The 23,564-nt window shown below is 70.2% G+C and carries 25 protein-coding genes, 1 tRNA gene and 2 pseudogenes; 14 read left to right on the top strand and 14 right to left on the bottom strand.

Annotated features, from left to right (window positions below):
• The 5 genes from K4G64_RS28365 to K4G64_RS28345 form a co-directional block, all read left to right on the top strand.
• The coding region (locus tag K4G64_RS28365) for an FG-GAP-like repeat-containing protein (protein WP_221758821.1) at positions 1–1,389 on the top strand (1,389 nt) is incomplete at its 5' end.
• 35 nt (positions 1,390–1,424) lie between these two features.
• A complete protein-coding gene (locus K4G64_RS28360) occupies positions 1,425–2,849 on the top strand; it encodes an FG-GAP-like repeat-containing protein (RefSeq protein WP_221758820.1) in 1,425 nt (474 codons plus the stop codon).
• Between the two features lie 75 nt (positions 2,850–2,924).
• A complete protein-coding gene (locus tag K4G64_RS28355) occupies positions 2,925–3,488 on the top strand; it encodes a hypothetical protein (protein ID WP_221758819.1) in 564 nt (187 codons plus the stop codon).
• 17 nt (positions 3,489–3,505) lie between these two features.
• Positions 3,506–4,858, top strand: coding sequence for an FG-GAP and VCBS repeat-containing protein (locus tag K4G64_RS28350; protein WP_221758818.1), 1,353 nt, complete (start codon positions 3,506–3,508; stop codon positions 4,856–4,858).
• Between the two features lie 181 nt (positions 4,859–5,039).
• Positions 5,040–6,050 (top strand): Yip1 family protein, encoded by a 1,011-nt coding sequence (locus tag K4G64_RS28345; RefSeq protein WP_221758817.1) that lies wholly within the window; start codon positions 5,040–5,042, stop codon positions 6,048–6,050.
• Between the two features lie 200 nt (positions 6,051–6,250).
• Here K4G64_RS28345 and K4G64_RS28340 read toward each other — a convergent pair whose 3' ends face one another.
• The 3 genes from K4G64_RS28340 to dcd form a co-directional block, all read right to left on the bottom strand.
• Positions 6,251–6,556 (bottom strand): putative quinol monooxygenase, encoded by a 306-nt coding sequence (locus K4G64_RS28340; RefSeq protein WP_221758816.1) that lies wholly within the window; start codon positions 6,554–6,556, stop codon positions 6,251–6,253.
• 361 nt (positions 6,557–6,917) lie between these two features.
• The gene (locus tag K4G64_RS28335) at positions 6,918–7,427 is read right to left on the bottom strand and encodes a phosphoribosyltransferase (RefSeq protein WP_221758824.1); all 510 of its coding nucleotides are present in this window, start codon (positions 7,425–7,427) and stop codon (positions 6,918–6,920) included.
• Between the two features lie 11 nt (positions 7,428–7,438).
• Entirely contained in the window at positions 7,439–8,014 is a 576-nt protein-coding gene (dcd, locus tag K4G64_RS28330; RefSeq protein ID WP_030846430.1) for a dCTP deaminase, read from the bottom strand.
• A gap of 571 nt (positions 8,015–8,585) precedes the next feature.
• Between dcd and K4G64_RS28325 the strand changes: the two genes are divergently transcribed.
• Positions 8,586–8,659 (top strand) — tRNA-Gly (locus tag K4G64_RS28325).
• Between the two features lie 793 nt (positions 8,660–9,452).
• Positions 9,453–11,171, top strand: a complete 1,719-nt coding sequence (locus K4G64_RS28320; RefSeq protein WP_308122517.1) for a SpoIIE family protein phosphatase — start codon at positions 9,453–9,455, stop codon at positions 11,169–11,171.
• Between the two features lie 34 nt (positions 11,172–11,205).
• On the opposite strand, the gene K4G64_RS28315 is transcribed toward K4G64_RS28320, so the two are convergent.
• Positions 11,206–11,880, bottom strand: coding sequence for a hypothetical protein (locus K4G64_RS28315; RefSeq protein ID WP_221758815.1), 675 nt, complete (start codon positions 11,878–11,880; stop codon positions 11,206–11,208).
• 524 nt (positions 11,881–12,404) lie between these two features.
• Here K4G64_RS28315 and K4G64_RS41140 point away from each other — a divergent pair.
• The 4 genes and pseudogenes from K4G64_RS41140 (at position 12,405) to K4G64_RS28295 (ending at position 14,670) form a co-directional block, all read left to right on the top strand.
• Entirely contained in the window at positions 12,405–13,031 is a 627-nt protein-coding gene (locus K4G64_RS41140) for a hypothetical protein (protein WP_308122516.1), read from the top strand.
• 58 nt (positions 13,032–13,089) lie between these two features.
• The gene (locus tag K4G64_RS28305; RefSeq protein ID WP_221758814.1) at positions 13,090–13,770 is read left to right on the top strand and encodes a DUF5994 family protein; all 681 of its coding nucleotides are present in this window, start codon (positions 13,090–13,092) and stop codon (positions 13,768–13,770) included.
• Positions 13,767–14,174 carry a DUF5994 family protein gene (locus K4G64_RS28300; RefSeq protein ID WP_221758813.1) on the top strand — a complete coding sequence of 136 codons (408 nt, stop codon included), beginning with the start codon at positions 13,767–13,769 and terminating at the stop codon, positions 14,172–14,174. Before K4G64_RS28305 ends, K4G64_RS28300 begins: the two co-directional genes overlap by 4 nt.
• Before the next feature lie 56 nt (positions 14,175–14,230).
• Positions 14,231–14,670 (top strand): annotated as a pseudogene (locus K4G64_RS28295) (DUF5994 family protein).
• 489 nt (positions 14,671–15,159) lie between these two features.
• On the opposite strand, the gene K4G64_RS28290 reads toward K4G64_RS28295, so the two are convergent.
• From K4G64_RS28290 to K4G64_RS28270, 5 genes and pseudogenes are all read right to left on the bottom strand, one after another.
• Positions 15,160–15,879 carry a DUF4190 domain-containing protein gene (locus K4G64_RS28290; protein WP_221758812.1) on the bottom strand — a complete coding sequence of 240 codons (720 nt, stop codon included), beginning with the start codon at positions 15,877–15,879 and terminating at the stop codon, positions 15,160–15,162.
• Positions 15,880–16,730: 851 nt separating this feature from the next.
• Positions 16,731–17,282, bottom strand: a complete 552-nt coding sequence (locus K4G64_RS28285) for a hypothetical protein (RefSeq protein ID WP_221758811.1) — start codon at positions 17,280–17,282, stop codon at positions 16,731–16,733.
• Between the two features lie 159 nt (positions 17,283–17,441).
• Positions 17,442–17,705 carry a hypothetical protein gene (locus K4G64_RS28280; protein WP_221758810.1) on the bottom strand — a complete coding sequence of 88 codons (264 nt, stop codon included), beginning with the start codon at positions 17,703–17,705 and terminating at the stop codon, positions 17,442–17,444.
• Between the two features lie 71 nt (positions 17,706–17,776).
• Positions 17,777–18,256 (bottom strand): annotated as a pseudogene (locus tag K4G64_RS40565) (replication initiator); the annotation flags it as partial.
• 219 nt (positions 18,257–18,475) lie between these two features.
• Complete coding sequence (locus tag K4G64_RS28270) at positions 18,476–19,150, bottom strand: SMI1/KNR4 family protein (protein ID WP_221758808.1); 675 nt, start codon at positions 19,148–19,150, stop codon at positions 18,476–18,478.
• Between the two features lie 332 nt (positions 19,151–19,482).
• On the opposite strand from K4G64_RS28270, the gene K4G64_RS28265 reads away from it, so the two are divergent.
• Positions 19,483–19,842, top strand: coding sequence for a DUF805 domain-containing protein (locus K4G64_RS28265; RefSeq protein WP_221758807.1), 360 nt, complete (start codon positions 19,483–19,485; stop codon positions 19,840–19,842).
• 220 nt (positions 19,843–20,062) lie between these two features.
• Here the strand turns inward: K4G64_RS28265 and K4G64_RS28260 are convergent, their stop codons facing one another.
• Both K4G64_RS28260 and K4G64_RS28255 read right to left on the bottom strand, forming a co-directional pair.
• Positions 20,063–20,212 (bottom strand): hypothetical protein, encoded by a 150-nt coding sequence (locus K4G64_RS28260; RefSeq protein WP_260461095.1) that lies wholly within the window; start codon positions 20,210–20,212, stop codon positions 20,063–20,065.
• A 127-nt stretch (positions 20,213–20,339) separates the two neighbouring features.
• On the bottom strand, positions 20,340–20,897 hold the full coding sequence (locus K4G64_RS28255) for a DM13 domain-containing protein (protein WP_221758806.1): 558 nt from the start codon (positions 20,895–20,897) through the stop codon (positions 20,340–20,342).
• A 74-nt stretch (positions 20,898–20,971) separates the two neighbouring features.
• Here K4G64_RS28255 and K4G64_RS28250 point away from each other — a divergent pair, with 74 nt between their 5' ends.
• Entirely contained in the window at positions 20,972–21,199 is a 228-nt protein-coding gene (locus tag K4G64_RS28250; protein WP_260461094.1) for a hypothetical protein, read from the top strand.
• 127 nt (positions 21,200–21,326) lie between these two features.
• On the opposite strand, the gene K4G64_RS28245 is transcribed toward K4G64_RS28250, so the two are convergent.
• The 3 genes from K4G64_RS28245 to K4G64_RS28235 are packed head-to-tail and all read right to left on the bottom strand — an operon-like array spanning position 21,327 to position 22,935.
• Entirely contained in the window at positions 21,327–21,749 is a 423-nt protein-coding gene (locus K4G64_RS28245; protein WP_221758805.1) for an arsenate reductase ArsC, read from the bottom strand.
• A gap of 35 nt (positions 21,750–21,784) precedes the next feature.
• Positions 21,785–22,528 (bottom strand): MIP/aquaporin family protein, encoded by a 744-nt coding sequence (locus K4G64_RS28240; protein WP_221758804.1) that lies wholly within the window; start codon positions 22,526–22,528, stop codon positions 21,785–21,787.
• The gene (locus K4G64_RS28235) at positions 22,525–22,935 is read right to left on the bottom strand and encodes a helix-turn-helix transcriptional regulator (RefSeq protein ID WP_221758803.1); all 411 of its coding nucleotides are present in this window, start codon (positions 22,933–22,935) and stop codon (positions 22,525–22,527) included. Before K4G64_RS28235 ends, K4G64_RS28240 begins: the two co-directional genes overlap by 4 nt.
• Positions 22,936–23,015: 80 nt before the next feature.
• Here K4G64_RS28235 and K4G64_RS28230 point away from each other — a divergent pair, with 80 nt between their 5' ends.
• The gene (locus K4G64_RS28230) at positions 23,016–23,477 is read left to right on the top strand and encodes an ArsI/CadI family heavy metal resistance metalloenzyme (RefSeq protein WP_221758802.1); all 462 of its coding nucleotides are present in this window, start codon (positions 23,016–23,018) and stop codon (positions 23,475–23,477) included.
• Positions 23,478–23,564 lie beyond the last annotated feature (87 nt).

The raw sequence follows: 23,564 nt of genomic DNA, 5'->3' as shown, positions 1-23,564 counted from the left end.
CTCCTCCTGGCCGCCACCCTCACCACCGGCCTCCTGACCACCACCCCCGCCACCGCCGCCCCCTCCGGCCTGGCCGGGGACTTCAACGGCGACGGCTACCGGGACATCGCGACCGGCGCCCCATGCACCACCGTCGGCTCGGCCTCCTGCGCCGGTGCCTTCGTCGTGCTCTACGGCTCGGCGTCCGGTGTGTCGGCCACCCGCAAGGCCGTCATCACCCAGAACTCCACGGGCGTGCCCGGCACCGCCGAGTCGGGCGACCTGTTCGGCGCCTCCCTGGCCGCCGGCGACCTGGACCGGGACGGCTACTCCGACCTCGTCGTAGGCGCCCCCAACGAAAGCGTCGGCGACCGGGACGGCATCGGCTCCGGCACGGTCCTGTGGGGCAGCAAGTCGGGCCTGGCCGGCGGCAAGGGGCTGCCGCAGCCCTCCACCCTCTCCGAATACGGCGGCTTCTCCCAGGGCATCGCGACCGGCGACTTCGACGGCGACGGCGACACCGACGTCACCCTCACCGGACAGAGCCACACCCGCCTCTACCAGGGTCCCTTCACCAAGACGGGAGGCCCGCTGACCCACACCCGCGTGGGTGAACTCGGCACCACGTCCGCGGTGATCGCCGGCGACCTCACCGGCGACGGCGCGGCCGAGCGCGTCTACCCGTTCGCCGTGGACGGCGACCCCGGCGGCGAGATCCTCTACTTCCGCTACAACGGCACGGCCCACAAGATGACCGAGCTGCCCAACGCCGACGGCTCCCAGGGCGCGATCGGCGACATCAACCACGACGGCTACGGCGACCTCGTCCTCGGCGACTCCACGGACCCGTACGAGCCCAAGCCCGTCGGCCACAAGGGCGGCCAGATCACCGTCTGGTACGGCGGTCCGAACGGCCCCGACCCGGCACAGCAGCCGACCGTCATCCACCAGGACACGGACGGTGTGCCCGGCGCGGGCGAACCGGACGACGGTTTCGGCACGTCGGTGAGCACCGGCGACATCAACGGCGACGGGTACGCCGACGTCGCCGTCGCCGCCCCGGGCGAGGACGTCGGCTCGGCGAAGAACGCCGGCTCGGTGACCGTGCTGTTCGGCTCCGCGTCCGGTCTGAAGACCAGTGGCGTGAAGTCGTACACGCAGGACACCGCCGGTGTGCCCGGGTCGGCCGAGTCCTGGGACAGCTTCGGGTCCGCCGTCGACCTGACCGACGTGACGAAGGACGGCAAGGCCGACCTGGCCGTCGGTGTCGACGGTGAGAACTCCACGGGCGGCCTGTGGTTCCTGCGCGGCTCCGCCTCCGGCCTGACCACCACCGGCGCGCAGGGCATCACCACCGCCGCCATCGCCCTCAAGTACGGCGCCAACTTCGGCTCCGCCATCGCCCAGTGACGCCCCGTCGACTTCCCCGTGAGGCACCTACCCCCATGCGCACCCGTATCGCTTCCACCGTCCTCGCCGCGGCCCTGACCCCGCTCGCTCTCACCCTCTCCGCCCCGGCCGCGCACGCCGCGCCGGCCGCCGCCCCCTACGACTTCAACGGCGACGGCCGCACCGACCTCGCGATCGGCGCGCCGGGCGCCACGGTCGCCGGGCAGGCGAAGGCGGGCGCCGTGAGCGTCGTCTACGGCAGCTCGAGCGGCCCGAAGAGCTCCACGCGCACGCTCCTCACCCAGAACACCGCCGGCATGCCCGGCACGGCCGAGGTCGACGACGCCTTCGGCTCCGCGCTCGCCTCCGCCGACCTGAACACCGACGGCTACGCCGACCTGCTCGTCGGCACGCCCGGCGAGGACGGCAGCGACAGCAACGACGGCACGGTCACCATCGTGTGGGGCTCGCCGACCGGCCTGTCCGGGGCCCGCACGCTGTTCAGCTTCTTCAGCACCGACTACGACCGCTACGGCCAGACCCTCGCCGCGGGCGACTTCGACAACGACGGCGCCCCCGACGTGGCGGTCGGCTCCACGGGGCCGATCACCCTCTCCCTCGTCGCCGGCCCGATCACCAAGACCGGCGCGCACAACGGCGGTTCTGGCTCGGGCAAGGACAGGTGGTCCACGTCGTACGGCATCACCCACCTGTCCTCCGGCAACGTCACCGGCGACGGCCACCCCCGGGTGATCATGCACGGCCGCTCCGCAGGCACCGACGACGCCGTCACCGCCCTGGCCGACATGGAGATCAGCAACTACACCGACTGGCTGCAGAACCTGCCCGCCGGGTACGTCTCCGCCGTAGCGGACATCGACAGGGACGGCTACGCCGACATCGCCGTCGGCAACGACCGCGAGACCTCCGCCGACCCGGCGGGCGCCCTCGGCGGCAAGGTCACGGTCGTCTACGGCGGACCGGACGGCCGGGACACGACCCGCGCCCCGCTCGTCCTCACCCAGGACACCGCCGGTGTGCCCGGCGCCGCCGAGAAGGGCGACCGCTTCGGCAGCGGCATCTCGCTCGGCGACATCAACGGCGACGGGTGCGCCGACCTGGCCATCGGCACCGCGGGCGAGAACAGCTCCGCCGGTGCCGTCACCGTGCTGTACGGCTCGGCGTCCGGACTGACGACCAAGGGCGCCACGTCGTACACCCAGAACACCGCCGGTGTGCTGGGTGCCTCCGAGGCGGGTGACCGGTTCGGCGAGCGCGTCACGCTCACCGACCACACCGGCGACCACCGCGCCGACCTGTCCGTCTCCGCGCCGGGCGAGAACGCCGGCGACGGCGCCGTCTGGTCCCTGCGCGCCACGGCGACCGGCCCGACGACCTCCGGCTCGACGAGCTTCGGCCCGAGCACCACGGGCGTCTCGACGGCCGGCACCCCGGGTTACGGCACGGCGCTCAACTCCTGATCACCACCACGTCCGACCCGACAACCCGACGACCGAAGACCGAAGACCGAAGACCGAAGACCGACGAGGATCCCGATGCGCAAGCGCACCATCCTCCTGGCCACGGCCCTCACCACCGGCCCGCTCAGGGCCTTGCCCGCGACGACGGCCACCGCCGCACCCGCCGCCGGCCCCACGGCCGACTTCAACGGCGACGGCTACGGCGAGGTGGACTTCGCCGCCCCCCGCGCCAAGGTCGACGGCCAGGGCATGGCCGGCTACGGCGACCTCGCCATCGGCGTCGTCTTCGAGGACGTCGGCAGCATCGAGAACACCGGCGCCACGATCCTGATGAACGGCTCCGCCTCCGGCGTCTCGCGCACCGGCGCCCGCACCTTCACGCAGGACACCGCCGGCGTGCCGGGCTCCGCCGAGGCCACCGACTACTTCGGCTCCGACGTCCTGCTGGCCGGCGTCAGCAAGGACGGCCACCCCGACTTCGCCGTGACCGCCAGTTTCGGGGACGAGGGCATCGGCGCGATCACCGCCCTGCGCGGCTCGGCCACCGGCCCCGTCACCGACGGCGCCCGCACCTTCGGCCCCGGCAGCCTCGGCCGGACCCGCTCCTACAGCGCGTTCGGCGCCGGCCTCATCGGCTGACGAACCAGGAGATCCCCATGCGCAAATCCACCACGACCGCCCTGGTCGCCGCCCTGCTGGCGACCGGCCTGACCCCCGTGTTCCTCACCGGCCCCGCCGCCGCGGCGGTCGCCAAGCACTACGACGACTTCAACGGCGACGGCCGCCGCGACCTCGCCTACGGCGGCTACAACGACGTCGACCGCGCGGGCGGCACGATCACCGTCGTGTACGGCACCGCAACCGGCCTCGACACCGCCCACCCGAAGTACCTCCACCAGGACAGCGCGGGCGTGCCCGGCTCCGGCGAGGAGGACGACCAGTTCGGCGCGTCCCTCGCGAGCGCGGACCTCAACAAGGACGGCTACGCGGACCTCGTCGTCGGCAACCCCACCGAGCACGTGGGCAGCGACGACTACCGCGGCACCGTCACCGTCCTGTGGGGTTCGAAGTCCGGCCTGTCCGGTGGCACCAACATCGCCCCCGTCGGCGGCGCGGGCGGTCACTTCGGTCGCGACCTGGCGACCGGCGACTTCACCGGCGACGGCTCCCCCGACCTGGCCGTGATCGGCGGCGAGGAGGCATGGCTGTACCGCGGCCCGTTCACCAAGTCGGGCACCACCGGCAAGGTCAGCAAGATCGACAAGAGCTCCGCGGGCTGGTACTCCTCCGCTCTCGCCGCCGGAAAGGTCGACGGGGACGGCAAGACCGACCTGGTCGTCATCGGCACGGAGATCAACGGCAGCCAGATCCGCGAGCGCGCCTGGTACCTCAAGGGCACCTCCTCCGGCCTCGCCTCGGGCGCGTCCAAGACGCTCAGCGACCAGCAGCAGGGCCTCTACCCGAGCCCCGTGATCGGCGACTTCGACATGAACGGCTACGGCGACATCGCCCTCGGCGTGCCCGACAAGGACAAGGGCAAGGGCGCGGTCACGATCTGGCGCGGCACCTCGTCGGGCCCGGGCACCTCGGTCACCCTCACCCAGGCCACCTCCGGCGTCTCCGGCAGCCCCGAGGCCGATGACAACTTCGGCTACGCGATCTCGGCCGCCGACACCAACGGCGACGGCTACGCGGACCTCGCGGTGGGCGTCCCGCACGAGGACGTCGACGGCAAGGCGGACCAGGGCGGCGTCCACGTCTTCCGCGGCGGCTCCGGTGGCCTCAGCGGCGCGCGTTCCTCGTGGATCGCCCAGACGGTGCTCGGCCCGGCCGACTCCCACGCCGCCTTCGGCTACACGCTGCGCCTGCGCGACCTGACCGCCGACGGCCGGGCGGACCTCGCCGTGGGCGCGGCGGGCGGCGCGCTCCTCATGCGCGGCACGAGCACGGTCCCGACGAAGACCGGCGCGATCACCCTGCCGGAGCTGGGCGGCGGCTTCGCCGACTGACCGGGCCCGAACGGGCCGGAAGGGGCCGGCCCGGGGGCGATGCGCCGCGGCCCGGCCCCACGGCCCGGGACAGGGCTTGATACACGGCCCGGTACAGGGCCCCGGTACACGGCCAGGGGCATGGCCCGTACGGCCGAACCCTGACACCCCACGGACCCCCAAAGCCCCTTCCCCTTAAGGGATGTCACAGCTCGGCCGCAAAGCCGGGCCCGGAAGCCCGGGCCCGGCACGCCACCGCCAGGGACCAGGTACGTTCGAAGACGTGGCTGGATTCAGGATCGGACGCGGCCGGAACAACGGCGCTCCTCAGACGCGACCGCACAACCCTCCGTACGGGCAGCAGACGCCGCAGGGACCGTCGTACGGCTCCCCGCCGGCGCCGCAGCCGTACCCGCAGCAGCAGCCGTACGGCAGCGGCGGCGGCCCCTCGTGGCCGCAGCCGAACGCCGGGCACGGCGGCGGCTACGGCGGCCAGGGCGAGCCGGAGTACTTCGGCGACGGCGCGTACCCACCCGGCCCGCAGGGTCCGCACGACCCGTACGCGGCCAACAACCCGGGCCACACCCAGGCCTTCTCGGTCGGCGAGGACCCCTACACGCAGGGCGACACCTACCGCGCCGGCGCGGCGGCCCCGGCGCCCGGCCCGGTCGGCCCGCGCCTGCACTGGAAGCAGCTGCTCCGGGGGATCGTCCTCGCCCCCAACCAGACGTTCCTGCAGATGCGTGACTACTCGATGTGGGGCCCGGCCCTCATCGTCACGTTCCTCTACGGCCTGCTCGCCGTCTTCGGCTTCGACGGCGCCCGCGCGGATGCGATAAACGCCACACTGTCGAACGCGGTGCCGATCGTCCTGACGACGGCCGTCGCAATGGTGCTGAGCGCGTTCGTCCTGGGCGTGGTCACCCACACGCTGGCCCGCCAGCTCGGCGGCGACGGCGCCTGGCAGCCCACGGTCGGCCTGTCCATGCTGATCATGTCCCTCACGGACGCGCCCCGCCTGGTCTTCGCGATGTTCGCGAGCGGCGACGCGACGTTCGTGCAGCTGCTGGGCTGGGCCACCTGGATCGCGGGCGGCGCCCTGCTGACCCTGATGGTCAGCCGCTCCCACGACCTGCCCTGGCCGAAGGCGCTGGGCGCGTCGGCGATCCAGCTGATCGCACTGCTGTCGATCGTGAAGCTGGGCACGGTCTGATCTTCTGCGGCACGAGAGAGGGGCTCCCCGCGGGGAGCCCCTCTCTCTGTCTCCGTCTCAGTCTCTGCCCCTGTCCTGAACCCGTGACGAGGGCGAGACGTCAGGAGTCGCCCGTCAGCAGCGGGCCTGTGAGCGTCTCGCGGACCTCCGAGCACCTGCTCGTGCAAGCCTCGTCCGTCGTGGACCAGTCCGCCTGCTCTTCAGGGGAGCTTGTGGGCGAGGACGTCGAGGCGCTCGACGGAAGGTGGCTTGGCGAACAGTTCGTCGGCTCGTTCCGTCAGGGCGCTGCCCAGGCGGCCGGCGAGATGGGCCTGGCGTGCGTCGTCGTCGGGAAAGGCGTCGAAGATGGCGAAGGTGGAGGGGCTCAGGCGCACGGCGAACCAGGCGACGGTACCGGGCTCCTCCTGGACGAGGGCAAGGCCCTTACGGAGAAAGGCGGCGACCTCTTCCTCCTTGCCGGGCAGGGCCTCGACCTGTACGTGCAGCGCGACGTTGACGTCGGCCATGAGGTGGCTCCATTCTCATGCTCGGCCGCCCGGGAGCGGCAGGGCATCGAAGTGAACGGTTGACATCGAACGGGTCCTGTATGACCGCATCGATACCTCATCGTCCACCTTATTGCCCCGGTTCGCGGTCTTGGGCACGTCCATGCGTGGGGGTGCTCGGTGGCCGCACCGCGCTCTATGTAGCGCCCACTCCGCGCGAGGGTGAGAGATGCCGCCGGCTACTCACTGAACCGCACGAGACAGTCACCGAGATCGACATCGAGCACCTCAAGACCGAGAAGACGTTCGTCGATCCGAACCGCGAGCCGTACGAGGCAGAGCGCCGCTTGCCTTCAGCGCTCAGCCACGTAATAAGTGCAGTTCAGAGCGCTTCCTTCGACGGAGTGATCGGCTCGCCGGACTTACGTACCACGGGCAGAACACTCCACGGGAAGTTGATCCAGTCGTCGGTGCGCTTCCACACGTACTCGCACTTCACGAGTGACTGGGACTTCTCGTAGACGACGGCGCTGCGCACCTCGGCGACGGTGTCGAGGCAGAAGTCGCGCACCAGCTTGAGTGTCTTGCCGGTGTCGGCGACGTCGTCGGTGATCAGCACCTTCTTCTGCGAGAAGTCGATCACGTTGGGGACGGGGGCGAGCATGACGGGCATCTCGAGGGTCGTCCCGACGCCGGTGTAGAACTCCACGTTCACCAGGTGGATGTTCTTGCAGTCGAGGGCGTAGGCGAGCCCGCCGGCCACGAAGACGCCGCCGCGGGCGATGCTGAGGACTATGTCGGGCTCGTAGCCGTCGTCGGCGATGGCCTGCGCGAGCTCGCGCACGGCGACGCCGAACCTCTCGTAGGTGAGGTTCTCCCGTACGTCGCTCATGCTCGTGTCGCTCACACCTGGGTCCGGTGGAAGTTGAGGAAGGACCGGGAGGCGGTCGGCCCGCGCTGCCCCTGGTACCGGGACCCGTACCGCTCGCTGCCGTACGGGAAGTCGGCGGGCGAGCTGAGCTTGAACATGCACAGCTGCCCGATCTTCATGCCCGGCCAGAGCTTGATCGGCAGGGTGGCGAGGTTGGACAGCTCCAGGGTCACGTGCCCGCTGAAGCCGGGGTCGATGAACCCGGCGGTGGAGTGCGTCACGAGCCCCAGGCGTCCCAGCGAGCTCTTGCCCTCCAGCCGGGAGGCGAGATCGTCGGGCAGCGTGATGACCTCGTAGGTGCTGGCGAGGACGAACTCCCCGGGGTGCAGGATGAACGGCTCGTCGCCCTCCGGCTCCACGAGCCGGGTCAGGTCGGCCTGCTCGATGGCGGGGTCGATGTGGGGGTACCGGTGATTCTCGAACACCCGGAAGTAGCGGTCGAGGCGCACATCGATGCTCGACGGCTGCACCATCGATTCGTCGTACGGGTCGATCCGCACCCGCCCTGCATCGATCTCGGCCCGGATGTCTTTGTCTGAGAGAAGCACGCCCCGAGGATACGCAAGGCGCGCGGAGCGACCACAACCGGACGTCTCCGCGCGCCTTGTGCCTGTTGCCTACTGCTTGTCCGTTACCGCACCGGCCGTGCCGTCACTGCAACCATGGCCGCTGCGGCTGCCGCTGCTGTCGCTACCGCTTCTGATAGCTGACGGGCACCACGCTCCGGAGCCGCGCACAACGCGGGCACCGAAGCAGCCGCCCGGGGCCGAGCCGCTCGGCCTGCTGCATCGGGAACGAAGCGGTGCTGAACACGTGCCCATCGGCACAACGGACGACGGTGCGCTCCATCAAGTCCCAGAGTCCCTTCCCCAGAGCCGCGTCTGGCTGCTGCTTGCCTGACGACAAAAGCCACAGTACGGGATCAAAGGGACGCCCCTCCAGGCGGCACTCCGGTCCCGCCCGGACCCTCTCACGCCCCACCACGGTACGCCCCAACTCCGTTCCCCCGCAGCCGCATCCCATGCCTGAAACGCCCTCAGGCCCCGCGGCATCAACACCGGGGGCCTGACATGAGGTAAAGTGGCGATCGCTCGGACACCGACTCGGTCGGCGTCTTACGCGGGTGTAGTTTAATGGTAGAACATCAGCTTCCCAAGCTGAGAGCGCGAGTTCGATTCTCGTCACCCGCTCCATAGTGAAACCCCAGGTCAGCAGCCTGGGGTTTGCTTGTTGTCTAGACCACTTTCGCTCCGCCCTCCGCGTGCCCTAGGCCGAGATGAAGCGATCACTTCGGGGTGCGGGGCATGGCCGCGAAGTCGCTTATACAAAGCAGCAGTTCGCGGATGAGGCGTACACGGCCCTTCGCAGGCGGCTCCCCCCGAACCGCCCGTCGCCAGGCTGCGACGCAGGGAGGCCGTAGCGGATGTCATGAGCTGGGCCCACGCCGAGGTCGCCGAGCAGGCCGCTGATCCGGTCCTCGATCTCGTCGGACGACATGTCAGCGGACCACAGACACCTGCCGCCGGTTGTGCGCACCGCCGTGCGGCTGCCCCTTCTGCGCGGTGGCGGCAAGAGCTTGCCGCCGGACTTGCCCTGGGCAGAGGGGCTCGGAAGGCCGACCACCACGGTTCCCCCTTACTACTGGTGACCGGCCAGGAACCGCACCGCCAAGAGCTTGCGGGGCAGGCCGCCCCCGAGGGAACGCATGGCCTTCCTGTGACAGGGCCGCGCCGCCGCGCCCGGCCCCACACTGGCGCTGGTGCCGCGCGGACCGGTACCGCCCCCGCTCCGGAGCGGGGCGTACGCCGAAGACAGCCGTACGCCGTCGACCGGCTCGGCGGCGACCGATATCCGTACGCGTCGTACACCATGGGCCTGAGGCAAGGTCGCGGCGTTGATCGAGCCAAGTCGGGGAACCGTCGATCGACCGGTGTCTCGGTCTGCCGATGCGCCCGCGGAGGGGGTTTCCATGACTGGAGAGGCGGCGTGGTGGAGGGTGTCGGAGATGAGGGGCGGCGGTGGTCGGCGGCCGAGCCGGGTTTCTGGCGGCAGGTCGTCGGACAGCTGGGCACGGCCCTGATCGTGGTGGACCCCGCTGGACGGTTTCTGTCGGTCAACCCGGCCGCCGAGCGGCTGCTGGGCCGCGCCGCCGCGGCGATGCTCGGGGAGGACGCACACGACCTGCTGCACCGGGATGCGGACGGCGGCAGGGTCCCCCGGGAGCGGTGCTCGCTGCTGCGGGCCGTGGCCGAGAGGGTCGAGGCACGCGAGGAGGGCCACATCTGTTTGCGTGGGGACGGTCGCCTGATCGCGATCTCCTGGTCCGCTTCTCCCCTGCGGGACGACGGCGCCTTCATGGGCCTGGCCGTGCTGTTGACCGACGCCGCCGGCGAGCGCAGCGCGCGTCGGGAGCGTGCGGCCTACACACGTGCTCTGGAGGACCTCACCGAGCGGCTGACGCTGGTCGCGGAGATCACCGACGTGCTCGGTCAGACTCTGGAGACCGATGAGGCCCTCGCCCGGCTGGGCCGCCTGCTGGTTCCCCGCCTCGCCGACTGGGCGGCGGTGGACCTGCGGGTCGGTTCCGAACAGGTCCACCGTGTGGCGGTGACGGGCCCAGAGGGCCGGTACGCCGCGCAGGAGGACTGGCAGGAGCACCTCCCCGAGGCCGAGGAGGAGGCCCGCTCGCCTCTGGTCCAGGTGCTGAACGGCGGTGATCCCGTCCTCCAGCGCGAGGCGGACATGGCCGCACCGGTCACCTCCGCCCTGGCCACCGTCCACAGCGGCTTCCTGAGGGCCACCGGCGCGAGGTCCGCCGTCACGGTGCCGCTGAGCTCCGGGCGGCAGGTCACCGGCGCCCTGACGCTGGTGCGCACGGACCCGGCACACCCCTTCGACACCGACGATCTGACTGTCGTGAGCGACATCGGCCGACGGGTCGGCCTGGTCATCGACAACGCCCGCCGTTTCGGCCGCCAGCGCGCCGTCGCCGAGGCCATGCAGCGCAACCTGCTCGCCCCACTGCCCCAGCCCGGCCGCCTGCAGCTGGCCGCCCGCTACCAGCCCGCTCCGGCCGGCTCCCAGGTCGGTGGCGACTGGTATGACGCGTTCGAGCGGAAGGACGGCACGCTCGCGCTGGTCATCGGCGACGTCGTGGGCCACGACCTGACCGCGGCGGCCGGAATGGCGCAACTGCACGGCATCCTGCGCTCGCTGGCCTGGGACCACAGCGGCCCGCCCGGCGCCGTCGTCGACCGCCTCGACGACGCCATGCCCGCCATCACCACCGTTCCCATGGCCACCCTTGTCCTCGCCCTGCTCCAAGGCGACCCGCACACCGGTCCGTGGACGCTGCGGTGGACCAGCGCGGGGCATCCGCCGCCCCTTCTGCTGACCCGGGATGGACAGGCGAAGTACCTCGAAGCAGGACAGGGGCTCCTCCTCGGTGCCCCTCCGGGCACCGGCGGCAGCCGGCCGAGCGCCGCGCAGTCCCTTCCACCGGGTTCCACTCTCCTGCTCTACACCGACGGCCTGATCGAGATCCCCGGCAGCGACCTGGACACCGGCCTCGCCCGTCTGCGCCGCCACGCGCTCGCTCTCGCCCACGAACCGCTGGACACGCTGTGCGACCAACTGCCCGCCCGCATGCCGCCCGGCAGCACCGACGACGTGGCCCTCCTCGCCCTGCGTCTGCCGTCGCCCTGAAGGCGGTGACCCCGGTGAGGCGGGACCCGGGGGCTCAGGTGTCGAGGACCAGGACGCGGAACGGGCCGAGCGGGGCCGTCCGCGGTGTGTCGCCTTCGATGTACCGCCATCCCCAGGACCGCAGCGCCTCTACGGTCCTGTGGTCGGAGCGCTTCACCAGCGTGACGGCGACGGCGGCACCGTGGTCGGTGAGCAGCCGTTTCTGCAGGCGCCGGGCGAGGTTCCAGGCACGGTCCTGGTTCTGTCGGCGTACCTGGGAGGGGACGTGGATCCCGGAGATCACGAAGAGGCGTCCGGACGCGGCAAGCCGAAGCAGCCGCCCTGGAAGGTATCCGTCGAAGCCCTCCCACCAGGGGCCGTCGCCGCGTACGGGGAAGCCGTAGGCGCATCCGGTCAGCTCGGTGGTCTCCGCGATCAGCAGCTCGAATCCCGGTCGCCGTGCGTCGGCCGCAAGCCGCCGCAGGAAGGCGCTGCGGGCCTGGTTCCACACCCAGGGGCCGCCGCCGGACGTCTCCGCGTACAGATCGCCCAGTTCCTGCAGATGGTCCTCGATCTGACGCCGGGTCAGCGGACGGACACGTTGCCCTTCCCGCGGCGAGGAGCCCCGTTCCGGCCTCGGGCCGGGCTTCCGCGTCGCGGGCCGGTGCGAACCGATGGGGCGCCCGAGGAGTTCTGTGGTCGTCGGCGCAGCCGGCACGTTCACGGTCATGAGGAAAGCCCTGCTCGGGCACGGACGGACCCGGCCCGGCGTCGTCGGTCGCCGAGAGCGGCACCGGTGTCGGAGTCGGCGCGCGACGCCCTCGGTGTCTTCAACCGTACTCCCGCGGCCGTGCCCCCTTCGGGACCGACGGTGGACGAGAACGCCGAGGCGGGTACGGCGGTTCCGTCCGCTTCCCGACAGCTGAGGACGCACGGGAGTACGGTGGAGGTACCGAGGGCATGTCGCACACCGGCTTCCGCGCTGGTCTCGTCCTCGGCGAGACACTTCGCCGGAAGCCTCGCGCAGCGCAGGAGCTCCCGGAGACAGGTCAGCACGATGGCCCCGGCCTTCGATTCCTTCGCCACCGCCCAAGCGTGGCCGGAGCCCTACCCGCGCAGGGCCGTACTGCAGCTCTTCACCACCGGCGCCACGAGCACGAACGGCACCACCGGCACCCATGCGCCACCACGCGCCCGGGGGACGGCGGGCCCGCTTCTCCCAAGCTCTTCTCGCGTTCGACCGATCGTCAGGTCGTGACCGCCATGGACATCCCCCTCACGATCGCCGCGCTCCTCGTGCTCATCGCCGCGGGAGCGTACGTGATCCACCGGCTCAACTCCGCACACAGCGAAAGGATCGCTTTGCGTTCCTACAGCCGGTTCCTTCCCGGCCCCTCAGCCGCCGCCGACCGAGCCGCCGCCACCGGGAACGGACGACGCACAACACGCACGACCCGGCGGGGCGTTGAGGCCGAAATGGCCGACAGAACAGAGGTCACGTCCATGCCCGCGCCGCTCCGCCGCGGCCGCAGCCAAGGCACCGGCACCGGCACCGGCACCGGCACCGGCAGCACCCACGACACAAGCGAAGATCCGCCGGCGTACGAGACCGCCGATGGTGATCTCTCCTTGGGCGACCTCGCGGAGGTCCGCATCATCGCCGCCAGCCCCGACATCGCCCAACGAGTGGCGCAGCTGCTGCGCCGGTACCTCCGCTGCGACGAGCCCCGCAGCTACCCCGCGAGGCCCGACGGGCAGGGCACCCTGCTCCATCTCACCGTCGACACCGGGCATGTCGGCGAAGAGCCCTTTGCCCGGGCGCCCTGGCTGGCCACCAGCCACACCCAGGCACGACGCGCCCACACCGACGAGCCTGGCTGACGCCGGCCCGGTAGCACCGGCAGTCGTGTGACTGCCGCCCGAGGACAGGAAGGCGACCATGAACCCGCACAGCCGCACGGGCCCACCGCCGAGGGCCGGCGACCGCGCCCCCAGCCGCCCGGTACGCACGCCACCGCGCCCTGCCCGGCTCGCCCTGCGCCCGCCGACCTTCCCGCCCGGTCCCGTGTGCGGCGCCTGGTGGCCCCGCACCGACGACCTGATGACCGAACTTCCTGAGCTCACCGAGGCGTTCGACGCGACGCGAGGACGCGTGTCGCGCATGGCGTCCCACCGCGACACCTGGCCGACGGCGCCCTGTGACCTGCCCGTGCCCGGGCACACGGTGAAGGCCGCGTGGTTCGCCTCCGGTTTCGACCCGCACATGATCCGGCTCTTCTCGTACGGCGTCGGACGCTGGGACCTGCTCGTCGTCCCGTCCCGGACCGAGGCCGCCACGGCCGCACGGCTCATGGCTGCGGCCGCCGACCCCGCGCTGCACCTCACCGCGAGCGAGCTCCTGGCGGCCGAGCGACGCCTCCACGTCAAGGACGAGGCCGTACGCGAGCAGGGGCGGATGGAGCAGTGGGAAGACGAGGGCGGAGCACCTGGACGCCCCTGGGCCCCCCTCTCCGCCTCCGCAACTGTTGCGGTCCGTGACCGCCCACGTCGGACCGGCTTGCCGCCCGCCGGGCCTGACCCGAACCGACCGCTCCACAACCCGCCGAAGGAAACGCCATGATCACCACAGCGCCACCCTCACCACCCTCGCCGCCCACCCGCTCTCTCCTCCGCCTGCGCCTCGCGCCCCACAGTGCGCTGCCGCGTCGTCTCGACGGCGTGTGGTGGCCACGCTCCTACGACCTGCTGGCGGAGCTTCCGCAGCTGCTCGCCGCACTGCCACGCGCCTGGGGACACATCACCGGCGTCACGGTGAACGGAGCGGCCTGGTCCGCGGCGCCTGGCCGGATGCTCGTCGCCAACCAGGTCGTGCGACTGCGGAAGACGGTCGCAGCGCACGCCCCGGACACCGTCGTCCTGCTCTCCCCCGGCCATGGCCGCTGGGACCTGCTGGTCGTGCCGCCCGACACCACCGATGAGGCGGCCGAACCGATCATGACCGACGCGCTCAGCGACCGCGCCTGACACTCCAGGAGTGGCGTGGACGCGAGGAGGCTCCGAACAGGCAGGTGTTGAGCACGATGCCCGATCCCGATTACCCGCTTCCGGCAGGTTTGCCGGCGGACGGGGCACACGAGTCCATGCGTCCCGGAACGGCGCTCCTGCGGCTCACCACCACTCACGAACGCCGGAGCATCCTCGACGGGGCGGGTGGCCCCGTTCCAGGAATCTCGCCGCCGAACTGCCCGGCCTGGTCAGCGCACTGACCGGGCGCCTCGGGCCGATCACACGGATCGGCCTGGACTCCGCGGCCTGGGACGACATGCCGACGCGGATGACCGTCGACGACCGTGTGGTGCACATCGACGTCTTCTCCGTGGGCGACGACACCGCGCTCGTGCCCCGAGGGGACCAGGACCACTTCTCCCTGCTCGTGGTCCCACCCGACACGCCCCCCGAGGCGGCGCGAGCTGCGATGACCGAAGCGGTCCGATCCGACAACCCCAAGCGGGCCCAGTAGATCCTGATCGACACCAACACCCGCCGGCAGCTTCTCCTGGACGATTTCTCCTGAGGCGCATGAGTGAAGGCCCACGCGGCCGGCTCGTGCGTTGTCGGCGCGCGAGCGGAGAGGAACGTTGCCCGCGGCCCGGAAACACCTCTGTCGGATGCCGTGCCCTTGGCGTGCCCGTAAGGACGGCGAATCACGGTCGATTGCGGCGCTCTCCAATCCGAAAGCACGGGAATGCGAACCGCGTAGGCGCAGGTCAGACACGACGCACCCTCGCAAGCGCCGTCGCTTCCCAAGCTGAGAGCGCGAGTTCGATTCTCGTCACCCGCTCCACGAAGAAGGCCCAGGTCAGAGACCTGGGCCCTTTTGCTGTCCGCTGTGATCACTCGCCGCGTGCCGCGCTGCGACTCCATGGTCTCCAGGATGCAACGAGCCCCGCCGCTGCGGAGTGCGCGGCGGGGCCTGAGCGTGGGGGTCAGCGTCGCGTGACGTCAGTGATCAGAAGGCCGTTCGGGACGCTTCGATGGTCTTGCACTCGAGCTTCTTGGCGTCCTTGATCTCGTCCGCGTTCACCAGCGCACCAGCGTCCTTGTCGGTGAACTTCTGACCCTTGGCGAGGTTCTCGGCGGTTGACATGAAGTCGCCGACCTTCTTGCCATCGGCCAGGACCTCGCCCTCAACGAAGTACGAGTACCGGCGGTCGCCGTTGTTGGCGTAGTCGACGTGGATCGCCATCTCCTTGATGTCGAAGTCACCGGTGACCACGTCGCACTTGGTGACCTTGAAGTCCTTCATGACCTCGGACTCCTCGGCGCCGCCGGTCTTGGACTTACCGTCGCCGACGGAGGTGGAGTCGTACGACTTGTCCAGCTCCTCACTGGCCTTGTCGACGGCGGAGAAGAACAGGGCGTTCATGGCGAAGAACATCACGATCGCCACGGCCGACGTGACGAGGCCGGTGATGCCGGCGCCCTTGCCCTTGCGGACCTTGCCCGCCTTGGAGAGGCCGATGGCGCCGAAGATGATGCCAAGGATCGCGAGCGGCCATACGACAACGTTGAGGACAGGGATGAAGCTGACTACGACGGCGATGATGCCGAGGACGAGTGCGGTGGTGGCCAGGCCATTGCTGCCGGGCTGCTGCGGCTCGCCGTAGCCGGGCTGCTGGGGCTCGCCGTAGCCGGGCTGCTGGGTCTGGTGCGGGTACTGCTGGCTCATGGTCCCCCCTGGGACTTGCATTGTGACTTGCGGGTGTGTGACTTGTGGAGCTGTTGTGTGGTTGCCTCGAGCTAGCGTTATTCACCTGATCGTTATGAACTGCCGGGGGGCTGCGAGGCCGGGTCCCCGCTGCCTGTCAGTGAGTGAGCTTGCGCTGGGCGTCAGAGAGGGCTTCTCCAGGGGCACTTGGGGTTCCCACGACGGCTATCTCGTGGTGCGCCAGGAGAGCGCCGAGCGCGCTCTGGAGCGGAGTGCGGAGGAGCTCGCCGAGGCTCAGTGCCCAGGTCAGAGACCTGGGCTGTCTTGTTGCGCGGAGCGGGTACGGGGTGCGCGCCAGATCAGCACCCCTCCGCGTCACAAGGGCCGCGGGCTTACGTCCACAGGGTGTGGACACAGGTGCGACGGGAGACCCCAGACGTCGCGCCGGACTGTTCGCAGGAGGTCACAGCAACGCGCCGAGCGCGGCGATACTCCTCGTACAACTGGTCCCGGGTCTCGCACATGCCGACGGCCTCACCGGCCTCATTCACCGCTCGGCAGTCCCGGAACCCGGGGCAGTGCATCAGCAAGCGCACGTACGCGGCCCGCTCGGGGCCCTTCGGGCGCGCTGATGGACAAGGGTGTCCCCAAGCCGCCAGGGCCGCGGTAGTCACCGTGCCAGACCCCGGGCCAGATAGCGCGGGGAGCCACGGGGAACAGCGGTCACTCACCGAACACGTCCACATGTCGTGGCGCCGCTGCGCACCCAGGTCAGCGCGCCAATCGGCTGCGCACCCAGGTCAGCGCGCCAATCGAGCGCGGAGGACCCAAGCATCCCAAGCTGAGGGCGCGGGATCAGCCATGCACACAGGTCACTGCCCTGTGATGCCCAAGCGTTCGGCGCCCCACGGTGAGAACGTCATAGGTCCGGCCCATCCCTGCTGGATCTGAGCTACCTGGGACGGCACCGGACTCACCGGGTATACAACCCTGCCTCGCGCCCAGTTCGCCAGCAACCCCAGCGTCGTATCGACCGACGAGACCACCATGGTGACCCTCGCCCCGCCCTTACCCCAGGTGTTCCACAGTGCCCAGCCCTCGGCGCGGGCTTCGACACCGAGACGGGCACACGCCTCCTCGTAGGACTCCTCCAAACCCGAAGGCAAGGAGGTCGGCCGGAGCACCACCACGCCCGCCAACCGCACCGGTGGACGGTCCTCCTCGGGCAAACAGCCGTCGCCGGGAAAGTGGTAGTGCCGGATCTCGCGTGCAAGTGCGTTTACCGCTCGCTGCAGGGGCGTGGCATCGTCCGGGTCTGGTGCGTAAGACAGGTGGCCCTCGGCGGACGCCGCAGCGGTCACCGCCCTGGCAAGCCGCTCGATCTCCCGCAGGTAATCCAGCTCAGAGAGTTCAGGTCGAGGCACGCGACGGAGTCTCGCACCCGTCCGGCATCACGTGAAACCGGTTATCCGACAGCCCAGACCACAGCACGAAGGGGGCAGGTCGAGGATGGGGTAGTCGGCGCGGTGGATGCCGTGTCGTTGGTAGATGGGGTGCCGTTCGGGCTTCCACCACCGAGTTGATCAGCTCCTGGCGATCATCGGCCTGCTCACGCTCACCGGCGCGTTCCGGCTGCCGAAGCGCGGCTGAGCATGGCTCTGCGGAAGTGATTCGGCACGGGCACCGCCACTGATACGACGAGACTTGCCGCGACACGCGACCAGGAGCCGAAGCGGTTCGGCGAGGAGAAGCGTGATCGACACGTACATCATCAATGCGAGCCACACGTAGCCCGGCCAGGCGATCCAGCGGCCGATGTGCTGCGGCAGGTCCCTGGTGGTGGCCATGGCGAGCGGCGGCAACACGGCCAGTACGGCCAGGACTCGGGCACCGTACCGCGGGCCGAGCTGAACGTCGCGTAGGTGTCCGGGTCGAGCGGCGTGCCGAGTGCGGGATCGTCCTGGTCGTGGAGCGCTCCGCAGCGGCAGCGGCGGACCGAACCGGCCGGGCCGGTGGGGCGGTTGTGGACCGGGCCGAAGCTCGGTGCGGTGAAGGTGGCGAAGACGCGCGGGTGTGCGGCGACGCGTTCGGGACGCCCCTTGCCGCCGCGCGGTCCGGAGGTGATCAGGTGGAACGTGTCGCGGCGGTAGACCTCGACACAGGCCGCGCAGCGGGCCGTGCCGCGGTTGTTGCGGCGGACCAGGAGGTGACCGGCCGGGAGGCCGGCAGAGTCGAGGTGGTGGAGGACGTTGCCGACCTCGCCGGTGCGGGTGTTCAGGTCGCACTCGGTGCGGTGGCCGTCGAGGCGGAACGGGTGGGTGCAGCCGCCGAGGCCGGCGAGCTGGCGCAGGAGTGCGGGCTTGCGGTCGCCTTGCGCGCGATCACTCCGGCGCTGGATTCCGAAGCGTCCGACGAGGCATGGGATTGGCTGTACGAGGGACGCATCGAGACGCGGCGAGCCCTCGGTCCGAGCCCTGCGCCGTGTCGATCCCCCAGGACCGCATCCACGTGACATGGGCGACCCGCCCCGTGCTCTTCGTACGGTTGGCCCACCGCCAGGGTGTGAACTCCCCGCCTGCGCAGACTCCTTCAAGCCTGGAGCACGTGAACACCCGTCCTAGGGGCCACGCCGCACAAGAGCCTCAGTTTTCTCGACCCAGTCGAGGTACCAGTCAGCGAATCCGACCCGCCCGAGGGGACTGAACCGTCCGTCCCCTGCACGCTCGTCGACGCACACTTGCCCGCGCTGTGGGCCGGAGACGACCAGCCAGTCGAAGTAGCCGCACCCTTCGTGGCTGAGGCACACCGCGCCGGACAAGAGCCAGTCGGACAGCTCCTCGTCCTCCTCCAGCCAGGCGCGATACGCCGCGTCGAAGGCTTCCTCGTTGTCGAAGTCGGACTCGACGGGCTCCTTGCGCTCGTGCTCGGCCTGAGCACGCATGCTCTCTTCCACATCCGGGCAAGGGAAGCGCAGTCGCTCGTGGACGGTTCCGCCGCCGGGGTCACTCCACAGCCACCCGGCATCTGTGCGGGACAGGGTCGTGAGTCCATAGAAGGGCCCGGCACCGCCGGCGCCCACTTCGAGGAGGAAGGCCCGGTAGTCCGCGGGAAGCGACACACCCCACTGAGCCTCCGCCTCGGCGACATCCGCCTCTGACAGCGGATCAGCAAGCTGGAATTGGTGCCCCGTTCCTCCATGCCTGCCCCACGCACCGAAGGCCTCGTGCGCCTTGTCAGCACGGGCCAGACTCTCCACCCGCTCTCGGACACCGCTCCAGGTCATTGCCCCCATGAACCGAAGCGTAGGCCAACGGATCTATGCCGGGCCCACATGCAGCCAAGCCGAGACGCGCGACGTCAGGTATCCGGTGAGACGGCAGCGCCAACTATCCGCCGAGGCGGAACAGCCCACTCGCCCGACTGAGTTACGACCTTCTCCACTGGCGCTGAGGTCACGGACTCACGCATCACAAAGTAGGGGAAGTTGGCCCCTATGCACCTGACTGTGATCACCGATCGGCCGCTGGCCGATAACTTTTTGACCAGTGAAATCAAGCCATCTACATTCCGCGCTGGCTTGTTCTTTTCGGTCAGGCCTCACTGCTCTTGTCCCTGGGGGGACCCATGCACTGGTACATCGACGTCCTCAAGAAGTACGCCACCTTCAGCGGCCGCGCCCGCCGCCAGGAGTACTGGATGTTCACGCTCATCAGCTCGCTCATCTATGTCGTACTGATGGTCATCGACATCAGCACCCTCGGCACCGGCGTCATCGCCGTGATCTACGAGGTCGCCGTCCTGCTCCCCAGCCTCGCGGTTGCCGTCCGCCGCCTCCACGACACCGAGCGCTCCGGCTGGTGGCTGCTCATCGCCCTTGTCCCGCTGGTAGGCGCCATTGTCCTGCTGGTCTTCCTGGCCAGCGACAGCAAGCCGGAAGCGAGCGGGTACGGCCCGAACCCGAAGCTGGCCGCCGCGGCTGCCTGACATTCCCTCACTCAGGGGGGCCTGCTGTCCCAGCGGGGAAACACGGAGAACGGCAGTGGCCAGCAGGTGACTGCCGTTCAGTCCGTCCAGTGAATAGTTCGCCGGTCAGAGCCCGCACACCACCGCAGAGGCGCAGTACGGCTCAACCGAGGCGTCCACGCAGCTGCACGGCTGAGCCGAGCCTTGGTCGAACTCTTAAAACGGGTGTCGAGAGCCCACGTCATTCCTCGCGGTGCTGAGCGAACACCTGCTGCTGCTCGTCCCGCCAACTCCAGTTGGCCGGCCGGGAGAAGGGCAGGCTCCGGGCAAGGCTGGAGAACTGGTCGGATGGTTCGCGGCTGGCCTTGTTCACCACGATCGCCGAGAGCATCGGTGCTCGTCCATCCTCGTTGCGGTGAAGACAGACATCCTTGAGGCCGGACCGTGAAGGACACGCGGTCCAGGACCTGGTGATGGCCGTAGCGCTGCTGGGCCGACGGACTGCCCTGCGGACGAGGTCAGGTGCGCGCGAGTTCGGCCGCTCCGAAGGACACGTCGAAGCGGTCGCACCAGATGCTCACGCTGGTGTACCGGGTGAGGTCGACGTCGGCGGGCACCGTGTAGTTCTGACTGCCCTTGTTGCCCTTGAGCTTGCCGAGGCTGACGTACGCGCCGTCGTCGAAGACGTGCCAGCCGGCCCGCCCCTCCTTCACCGGCGCGTCGGTCAGCCATACACGCAGGTCCGGGCCGTTGCTGGTGTCGAGGTCCTCCAGCCGTACGACATGGGATCCGTCGGCGAGCCGTACGAGCTTCACCTTGCCCGAGGTGGCGTGCTCGTGGCTGATCAGTTCACCACCCGCCAGCGTCCGGGGCCGGGGAGCCGCGGAGGGCGACGCCGAGGGTGCTCCGGCCGGAGGGGCCGGGGCCACGGCAGTGGGCAGGGCCTCCTGCACGGTTTCGTCCTGCCACAGCTTCCACGGCTGGAACCAGTACAGCCCCAGGCCGACGCCGGCGATCACCACCACCAGCACCGCGATGACCAACGGCCTGCCCCACGTCTTCCGTTCACGCCCCATGCCCGCCTCGATTCCCGACTGCTTCCTCTGCTCCATTCAACGGGGCAGGAGGGCCGGTGCGTACCCGGCTACGGATGACGGAAGTCTTACGTCGTGACGTCGGCCGACCGAGCCCGGCCGGAGCGGGCGGCAGACCCGTCCGGCTGATCCACCACCTCACCTCTACGGAACAGCTTGGCTCGAGGGGCCCCGGCTGGGAGTACTACCTGGACATGCTCACCGCCTCGCGCACGGACGGGCCCCGACCCGACTTCGAGGACTACTACCCCGCGCAGAAGGCGTACTTCGAGTCTCTGGCATGAGCCAGGCCCTCCTGGACCAGGCCCTGTTCGGCACGCGGAGTGGTGTCCTGTCTGTGACGGTCCGGGCCGGGCAGTCGGCCGAGCAGACATGGACGTTGCGACTGCCGACAGAGAGACGGTTCAGGACTCACGCCCGGCCCGCCGGTGCGATCTCGGCGATGAGGCCGCGGATGCGCTCCTCGATCTCGTCGCGGATGGGGCGCACGGCGTCGACGCCCTGCCCGGCCGGGTCGCGGAGTTCCCAGTCGAGGTAGCGCTTGCCGGGAAAGACGGGGCAGGTGTCGCCGCAGCCCATCGTGATGACCACGTCCGAGGCTTGCACGGCTTCGGTCGTCAGCACCTTGGGGACCTCGGCCGAGACGTCGATACCGACCTCCGCCATGGCTTCGACGACGGCCGGGTTGACCGTCGCGGCGGGCGCCGATCCGGCGGAGCGCACCTGGACGCGTTCGCCTGCGAGGTGCGTGAGAAAGGCGGCAGCCATCTGGGAGCGCCCGGCGTTGTGCACGCAGACGAAGAGAACGGACGGTCGTTCGGCAGCAGTGGTCATGGCGGATGCGCTTTCCTCCGGAGGAGTCATACAGGTCAGGGAGATGTGGGGGCGGCGAGTGGGGATTCGGCCCGCGCGCCGGCGGGGGCTGCTGGTGCCGGTGCCGGGCGTCCGAAGACGATGAGCACGAGGCCCAGCCCCAGTGCGGCGCCCACCAGTTGGGCGACGATGAACGGGGCGACAGAGCCGGGTGCGATCCCGGCGAAGGTGTCCGTGAAGGCCCGGCCGATGGTGACGGCGGGGTTGGCGAACGACGTGGAGGACGTGAACCAGTACGCCGCGCCGATGTAGGACGCCACGGCGACGGGAGCGGCGTGGGCCCGGCCGGTGCGGGCGAGGCCGAGGATCAGCAGGACGAGTCCGGCCGTCGCGACGAGTTCGCCCAGCCACAGGTGGCCGGCGGAGCGGTCATGGGTGGACCACTGCACCAGGGGCCTGGCGAACATGGCATCGGCCAGGACCGCGCCCCCGACGGCACCGGCGATCTGCGCCGGGAGGTAGGCGGCCAGGTCCCGAAGGGTCGGACCGTCCGGGGTACGGCGGCCGGTGAACCACGCCGCGAGCGTGACCACAGGGTTGAAGTGCGCGCCGGAGACGGGCCCGAAGAGGGTGATGAGCACGCCCAGGCCGAACACGGTGGCCAGGGAGTTGGCCAGCAGCTGGACGCCGACGTCGTGGCTCAGCTCGGTGGCTTGGATGCCGGAGCCGACCACCACCGTTACCAGGGCGGCCGAGCCCACCGCCTCGGCGAGGGCCCGGCGTCCGAGCGATGCGCTCACGCCGTCACCTCAGCCGCAGCCGCAACGTCAGTGTCAGCGTCAGCCGTCCGCGCAGTCGCCAGGAACGCGGACAGCCGGTCCAGGGTGCCGGGAAGCACCCAGTAGTACACCCACGTCCCGCGACGCTCGCAGTCGATCAGTCCTGCCTGCCGGAGCAGCTTGAGGTGGTGCGAGATCGTCGGCTGGGACAGGTCGAACGCCGGGGTCAGGTCGCACACGCAGACCTCACCGCCCGACCGCGAAGCGATCATCGACAGCAGACGCAGCCGTACCGGATCGCCCAGCGCCTTGAAGAGCTTCGCCAGCTCGGCCGCCTGGACGTCGTCCAGCGGGGCTGTCACCAGCCCCGGGCAGCAGCCGTCGGACTCGCCGTCCTGACCGATCACCACAAGTTCCTGCTTCGACATTCTTCTATGTTGACGCCTCTCGATCCAAGGTGCAAGCTTTGTATCGATAGTCATCAATGCAAGCAGATGGGAACCACGCCATGTCCCGTGCTCAGCTCGCCCTCCGCGTCAGCGACCTCGAAGCGTCGATCACCTTCTACTCGAAGCTCTTCGGCACCGAACCGGCCAAGCGGCGCGAGGGCTACGCCAACTTCGCCATCGCCGAACCCCCGCTCAAGCTCGTGCTCATCGAGGGCGGGCCCGGCGAGGACACCCGCCTCGACCATCTCGGCGTCGAGGTCGAATCCACCGACCTGGTCGACGCCGCCACCACCCGGCTCAGGGACGCCGGTCTGGCCACCTTCGAGGAGAACGACACCTCCTGCTGCTACGCCCTCCAGGACAAGGTGTGGGTCCACGGCCCCGGCAAGGAGCCGTGGGAGGTCTACGTCGTGAAGGCTGACGCCGACAACCTCGGCAAGAGCGCCGACCCCGGCACCGGCGGGGACGGCTGTTGCACCAGCCAGGCCACAGCGGCAGCCGGGTGTGCCTGCGGGCAGTAGGCGAGCGGTACGGCCGACCGGCCATCGCCGCCCCCGTCGGGGTCTCGCGCCGCGGCCCGGCCGAGCCCGCCCGGGCCCCCTCACGAC

It is taken from the genome of Streptomyces sp. WAC04114, from assembly GCF_019733245.1.
Lineage (GTDB): Bacteria > Actinomycetota > Actinomycetes > Streptomycetales > Streptomycetaceae > Streptomyces > Streptomyces massasporeus_A.
The sequence above is the reverse complement of the archived record's forward strand: the minus strand, read 5'-3'. Positions and strand labels throughout refer to the sequence as shown.

What these genes read in the sequence shown, in the direction of transcription:
- K4G64_RS28345 (WP_221758817.1), top strand. Translation starts at nt 5,040, where the DNA reads ATGTCACAGCTCGGCCGCAAAGCCGGGCCCGGAAGCCCGGGCCCGGCA.
- K4G64_RS28280 (WP_221758810.1), bottom strand. Translation starts at nt 17,705, where the DNA reads ATGGCCACCACCAGGGACCTGCCGCAGCACATCGGCCGCTGGATCGCC.
- K4G64_RS28255 (WP_221758806.1), bottom strand. Translation starts at nt 20,897, where the DNA reads ATGGGGCGTGAACGGAAGACGTGGGGCAGGCCGTTGGTCATCGCGGTG.
- K4G64_RS28340 (WP_221758816.1), bottom strand. Translation starts at nt 6,556, where the DNA reads ATGGCCGACGTCAACGTCGCGCTGCACGTACAGGTCGAGGCCCTGCCC.
- K4G64_RS28305 (WP_221758814.1), top strand. Translation starts at nt 13,090, where the DNA reads ATGAACCCGCACAGCCGCACGGGCCCACCGCCGAGGGCCGGCGACCGC.
- K4G64_RS28355 (WP_221758819.1), top strand. Translation starts at nt 2,925, where the DNA reads ATGCGCAAGCGCACCATCCTCCTGGCCACGGCCCTCACCACCGGCCCG.
- K4G64_RS28250 (WP_260461094.1), top strand. Translation starts at nt 20,972, where the DNA reads ATGACGGAAGTCTTACGTCGTGACGTCGGCCGACCGAGCCCGGCCGGA.
- K4G64_RS28235 (WP_221758803.1), bottom strand. Translation starts at nt 22,935, where the DNA reads ATGTCGAAGCAGGAACTTGTGGTGATCGGTCAGGACGGCGAGTCCGAC.
- K4G64_RS28270 (WP_221758808.1), bottom strand. Translation starts at nt 19,150, where the DNA reads ATGGGGGCAATGACCTGGAGCGGTGTCCGAGAGCGGGTGGAGAGTCTG.
- K4G64_RS28335 (WP_221758824.1), bottom strand. Translation starts at nt 7,427, where the DNA reads ATGAGCGACGTACGGGAGAACCTCACCTACGAGAGGTTCGGCGTCGCC.
- K4G64_RS28360 (WP_221758820.1), top strand. Translation starts at nt 1,425, where the DNA reads ATGCGCACCCGTATCGCTTCCACCGTCCTCGCCGCGGCCCTGACCCCG.
- K4G64_RS28315 (WP_221758815.1), bottom strand. Translation starts at nt 11,880, where the DNA reads ATGACCGTGAACGTGCCGGCTGCGCCGACGACCACAGAACTCCTCGGG.
- K4G64_RS28265 (WP_221758807.1), top strand. Translation starts at nt 19,483, where the DNA reads ATGCACTGGTACATCGACGTCCTCAAGAAGTACGCCACCTTCAGCGGC.
- K4G64_RS28230 (WP_221758802.1), top strand. Translation starts at nt 23,016, where the DNA reads ATGTCCCGTGCTCAGCTCGCCCTCCGCGTCAGCGACCTCGAAGCGTCG.
- K4G64_RS28300 (WP_221758813.1), top strand. Translation starts at nt 13,767, where the DNA reads ATGATCACCACAGCGCCACCCTCACCACCCTCGCCGCCCACCCGCTCT.
- K4G64_RS28245 (WP_221758805.1), bottom strand. Translation starts at nt 21,749, where the DNA reads ATGACCACTGCTGCCGAACGACCGTCCGTTCTCTTCGTCTGCGTGCAC.
- K4G64_RS28290 (WP_221758812.1), bottom strand. Translation starts at nt 15,879, where the DNA reads ATGAGCCAGCAGTACCCGCACCAGACCCAGCAGCCCGGCTACGGCGAG.
- K4G64_RS28260 (WP_260461095.1), bottom strand. Translation starts at nt 20,212, where the DNA reads ATGCTCTCGGCGATCGTGGTGAACAAGGCCAGCCGCGAACCATCCGAC.
- K4G64_RS28350 (WP_221758818.1), top strand. Translation starts at nt 3,506, where the DNA reads ATGCGCAAATCCACCACGACCGCCCTGGTCGCCGCCCTGCTGGCGACC.